A 5,133-nucleotide genomic window follows, 5' to 3' on the forward strand; every position below is an offset into this window, starting at 1 on the left:
CGGGTTTCACCACCTTGTGCGCCCATTCAGCCAGCCCCTGGCCGCCGGGCCCTTCGCACTTGTAGGGGCTCATGGCGACCAGCGTGGTGGTATTGCCGTGATAGCCGTCCTCTAGAACTATCACGTCGCGGCGGCCCATGTGGCTGCGAGCCAAGCGGACAGCCAGCTCATTCGCCTCGCTGCCTGAGTTCACAAAATAACAGACCCGCAGCGGTTCAGGCAGGGTAGCCGTGAGACGCTCGGCATATTCGACCAGATAGGGGTGCAGGTAGCGCGTATTGGTGTTCAGGGTCTCCGCCTGCGCCGAGAGGGCAGCCACAACCTTCGGATGGCAGTGCCCGACATGACAGACATTGTTGACGCAGTCAAGGTAGGCCTGCCCGGAGTCGTCGAATAGAAACTGTCCCCTCCCCCGGACAATGAACAGTGGCACTTCGTACAGCAGGCTCAAGGAAGGGCCGATCAATCTCCGCCGCTCTTCGAGGAGCTCGCCATGGGTCCAATGACGATGCCCTATCTGCTGTTCAGTAAGAGGATGGAGGTTGCAGGCCTCCCGGAAGCGGCTCTCGCCTTCGTGCCAATCAACAGCGGCGAGCCGTTCCAGTGTCTCCCAGGCCTGGCGGTCGCTGATCTGGGCGTGGGGATTTAGGGGATCGTCCTGGGCCGCGATGGCCGACATGGTAACACTCACACACAGGCGCATACAGATCAGGGGAAACAGGACCTGGATTTCGATCTCCGAGAGAGGCCGCGCCCGGTGATATCCAGCAACGACGCGGGCGGCAACCGCCAGCGGCTCCTCCGCGCCGAAAATCACATAGGCACAGGCGATCGCCAGCTCGTTCACCGTGTGGGTCAACACCATGTCGCCGAAGTCCAGCAACCCGGCCACCCGCCACCCGTCTTCGCTATCCGACACCAGCAGCAGGTTCTCGTCGTTGGCGTCGTTGTGGATGACGCTCATCGGAAGATCCGGAAGTAACGGCACCGACCGGCCCCGGTATTGCAGCAGAAACCGCTCCACGATTCCCCGACGCCGGACAGCCCGGATGCGGCCGGTATGCTTGCTGATCCACTCGGCCCGCCGCAAGTCCCACCGGAGCTCCCGTTCCATCGCCGGGTGTTCAAAACCAGCCAGGCAGCGGTCCAGGTCGCCAAGCGCATACCCGAGACGGTCGAGGGTGCGCTCACAGCGGGGGAAAACAGCCGCCAGAGGCTCCCCCTGCAGATACGTCAACACACGCACGCTGAACTCATCCCCCGCGGCACCTCGAATCGTGCCCATCAGGTCACCCGAAAGGGACTTGACAAACCTGGGACTAGCACCGGATGACCAGAGCTCCGGGAGCCGGCTCAACACGGCGTTCTGGAAGTCCAGCACTTCCGCACTCTCGCTGCGGTTGGCGATCTTCACCACAAAGCTGCCCGCCTCGCCACCATCGAGCCGGAAGTTCTGATCGCGCTCGGCCGGCAGCGGCTCCACCGCGCCGTCGATACCGTAGTGATCGCGAACGAAGGCGCGCACCTCATCGCAGGTGAACGCAGGCCGGCTCGCTACTGTCGACGTCATGGCATAAGTAAAAGTGCTGCCATCAACGAGATGTCGTTTCTATTAGCCAGCCGGACCAAGAGAGACAGAATGCCGTGTATCGGGGGCCAGCTCCATGCGGCTGAGGGGGGTGTGGCGCTCCTGGGCTGGTTATCGATGCTCGCCGCGAATATCGCATGACGCCGAGGATACAAAGCGGGAATAGAATTACGAAGGATGCGGACCCGAGCCCGTACATTGCGAACAGCCTAATTTTCCTGTTATACATAGCGCTGTAAGGCACTGTTATGAACCGCCACACCATGTCGCTAAAATCAAAGATATAGACGGCATGGACAATTTACAAGGGGTTACATTAAAGGGCTATTCCTCAGTGCGAGATAGCTTATTTGGCTTTGTTTTCAAGGAGAAGGATCATGATACTCGAAGCCATTAATCCCGCTACGGGTGAGACGTTCAAGACCTACGCGGAGCTGAAGCCCGCCGCGGTCCAACGTATCCTCGATGAGGCGGCTGAGGCGTTCCCTGGCTGGCGCCGAACCAGTTTCAGAGAGCGAGCCGCACTGCTGAAGCAGGCCGCCCGGGTCCTCCGCACCAATCGGGAGGACTACAGCGTCCTCATGACCCGGGAGATGGGCAAGCCGCTCACCGGCAGCCGGGCCGAGGTGGAGAAATGCGCCTGGGTCTGCGACTACTTCGCCGACCAGGCCGAGGCCTTTCTGCAGCCGGAAGTGATCCAGACCGACGCCCGCAAAAGCTTCGTCACCTATCAGCCGCTGGGGGTGGTGCTGGCTATCATGCCCTGGAACTTTCCTTTCTGGCAGCTTTTCCGCTTCGCCGCACCGGCGCTCATGGCCGGCAACGTGGCTGTCCTGAAACACGCATCGAACGTCCCCGGCTGCGCCCTGGCCCTGGAAGAGATCTTCCGGCAAGCCGGATTTCCAAAGGGCGTATTCAGCACCCTGCTGGTGGGCAGCCCCCGGGTGGCCGCGATCATCGATAACCCCATCGTCCAGGCGGTGACACTCACCGGCAGCGTTCCAGCCGGCAGGGCGGTGGCCGCCAGGGCGGGCGCGGCTATCAAGAAAACCGTCCTGGAACTGGGCGGCAGCGACCCCTACATCATCCTGGAAGATGCCGACCTGGAAACCACCGTGCCTACCTGCGTCACCGCCCGGCTGATCAACTCGGGACAGAGCTGCATCGCCGCCAAGCGGTTCGTGGTGGTAGCATCCCTGAGGGAGCGGTTCGAGGAGCTCTTTGTGGCCCGGATGCGCGCTCAGAAAATGGGCGATCCCATGGAAGCCGATACCGTCGTGGGTCCCCAGGCCCGGCACGACCTGCGCGACGAGGTACACCGGCAGGTGCAGACAAGTATCGAGCAGGGCGCCCGGTGTCTGCTCGGCGGCCGGATTCCCGATACCAAGGGGGCCTACTACCCACCCACGGTGCTCACCGACGTCCGCAAGGGCATGCCCGCGTACGATGAGGAGCTCTTCGGCCCAGTGGCCGCCATCATCCCGGCCAGAGATGAAGAGGAAGCCATCCGGATAGCCAACGACTCCTCGTTCGGACTGGGAGCGGCCGTCTTCACCCGGGACGTTGAAAAGGGAGAACGCATCGCGGCCAGCGAGTTGCAGGCCGGCTGCTGTTTCGTGAACGCCTTAGTGAAGTCGGACCCCCGCCTGCCGTTCGGCGGTATAAAAGCCAGCGGCTACGGCCGCGAGCTGTCCAGCCAGGGTATCCGGGAATTTGTGAATGTCAAAACGGTATACGTAGCCTAGGAGAACAGAATCCTGTCCACCCTCACCAAGTCCCAGTTCCTGACCGGCCATCAATGTCCCAAGCGGCTGTGGTTGGATGTCCACCAACCGGAACTGGCCGCACCGCCTTCCCTGATCCAACAACGGGCAATCGAGCAGGGCCTGCGGGTGGGGGAATTAGCCCGGCAGCATTTCCCTGGCGGGGTATTGATTGAGTTCGACCCGGCCTACATTTCCGAGGCACTGGCTGATACGCGGCGGGCCATCTCGCAGGGGCATAAAACTATCTTCGAAGGGGCATTCGAGTTCCACGACGTGCTGGTCAGGGTAGACGTACTCGAGCGCCAGGCCGATATCGGCTGGCGACTCGTCGAGGTCAAGTCCTCCACCGGAGTAAAGCCTGAGCATATTCAGGATGTAGCCATCCAGGCTTACGTCCTGAATGGAGCGGGTCTGGAAACCGAGCAGTTCCACCTGATGCACCTCAACAAGGCGTGTACCTACCCGGAACTCTCCAACCTGTTCACTCTCGAAGACCTGACACCCCAGGTGCAGGGCCAGCTGTCCATCATGGCCGCCAGGGTGGATGATTTTCACCAGGTGCTGGACCTGCCTGAAGCCCCGGAAGTGCTCATCGGGCAGCATTGCAACCGGCCCTACCGCTGCCCGTTTGAGGAGCACTGCTGGGAGTGGGTGCCGCCGAACTCCATATTTTCCATTCCCCGCCTGACCTGGCCCCGGAAAGAGCAACTGCTCCGCGAGGGCCTTATCGAGATCACCCGGCTGCCAACCGACTTCCCCATGGGCGAGCAGCAGGCCCGGTATGTGGAGAGCGCACGCCGCCAGCAGCCCATCGTCGACTGGCAGGCAATTCGGCAGGAGCTGTCCAGACTGGTGCCGCCCATCCACTTTCTTGATTTCGAAACCGATGCCCCGGCAGTACCAAGATTCGAAGGATTGCACCCCTACGAAAACTTCCCCTTCCAGTTCAGCTGTCATATCTTGCTTGAAGCTGGCGGTCTTAGCCACACCGAGTACCTCCACCAGGATGACAGTGATCCGCGACCGCCACTGCTGGATGCCCTGCTGCCGGCGATAAGTCCCACCGGGTCGGTCGTGGCCTACAATGCACCTTTCGAAAGGAGCGTCTTGAAGGCCCTCATGACCTGGTTTCCTGAAAAGACCCGGCAGCTTCAGTCCATCAGCGACCGCCTGTGGGATCAGCTCAAGATTTTCCAAAAATACTACACTGATTACCGCTTCGACGGCTCCTGCAGCCTGAAGAGCGTGTTGCCGGTACTGGTGCCATCGATGAGTTATCAAGACCTGGCCATACAGCAGGGCGATGCGGCCCAGGCGACCTGGAACCTGATGCTCAAGCTGCCACCGGGAAGGGAGCGCCGCACGCTAATTAAGGACTTGAAAAAGTACTGCGGACAGGATACATTGGCTATGGCCGCTTTGTATAATTATCTCATAACATATTGAGGTCGCACTTTGGCTCTTTACCTGGCAGGCTGTGAACTACGGGTATATAAGGAACTTCTGTTCTCCTTCCGCGATGACACCCACGATGAGATTTCCCGGCCGCTACTGCCCTGGCATCCACATCGATCCACTAATAGCCCTTCCGGCAGCACCCGGGACACAGCCCGGGAGGTGCGACGGAGGAAACCTTTGGTGATGCGTAATGAATGCTGAAACTGTCCCGGGACCGGGGATATTTGCCACCCCGCCCCGCGGCGAGAAAATAACTGACATCGAGTCAGTAACGCGCTTTCTCCAGCGCTACCAGAATCTGATGGACGCGCATGCCTGGCG

The 5,133-nt window shown here is 60.8% G+C and carries 3 protein-coding genes; 2 read left to right on the forward strand and 1 reads right to left on the reverse strand.

Features of this window, described 5'->3' with window-relative positions; all coding sequences use genetic code 11:
• The coding region (locus tag ACETWG_03895) for an aminotransferase class III-fold pyridoxal phosphate-dependent enzyme (protein MFB0515731.1) at positions 1-1,570 on the reverse strand (1,570 nt) is incomplete at its 3' end.
• A gap of 395 nt (positions 1,571-1,965) precedes the next feature.
• Here ACETWG_03895 and ACETWG_03900 point away from each other — a divergent pair.
• Both ACETWG_03900 and ACETWG_03905 read left to right on the forward strand, forming a co-directional pair.
• Positions 1,966-3,333 carry an NAD-dependent succinate-semialdehyde dehydrogenase gene (locus ACETWG_03900; protein ID MFB0515732.1) on the forward strand — a complete coding sequence of 456 codons (1,368 nt, stop codon included), beginning with the start codon at positions 1,966-1,968 and terminating at the stop codon, positions 3,331-3,333.
• Between the two features lie 72 nt (positions 3,334-3,405).
• Positions 3,406-4,800 carry a DUF2779 domain-containing protein gene (locus ACETWG_03905; GenBank protein MFB0515733.1) on the forward strand — a complete coding sequence of 465 codons (1,395 nt, stop codon included), beginning with the start codon at positions 3,406-3,408 and terminating at the stop codon, positions 4,798-4,800.
• The last annotated feature ends 333 nt before the right edge of the window (positions 4,801-5,133 follow it).

Source organism: Candidatus Neomarinimicrobiota bacterium, from assembly GCA_041862535.1.
Classification (GTDB): domain Bacteria; phylum Fidelibacterota; class Marinisomatia; order SCGC-AAA003-L08; family TS1B11.

What these genes read in the sequence shown, in the direction of transcription:
- ACETWG_03900 (MFB0515732.1), top strand. Translation starts at nt 1,966, where the DNA reads ATGATACTCGAAGCCATTAATCCCGCTACGGGTGAGACGTTCAAGACC.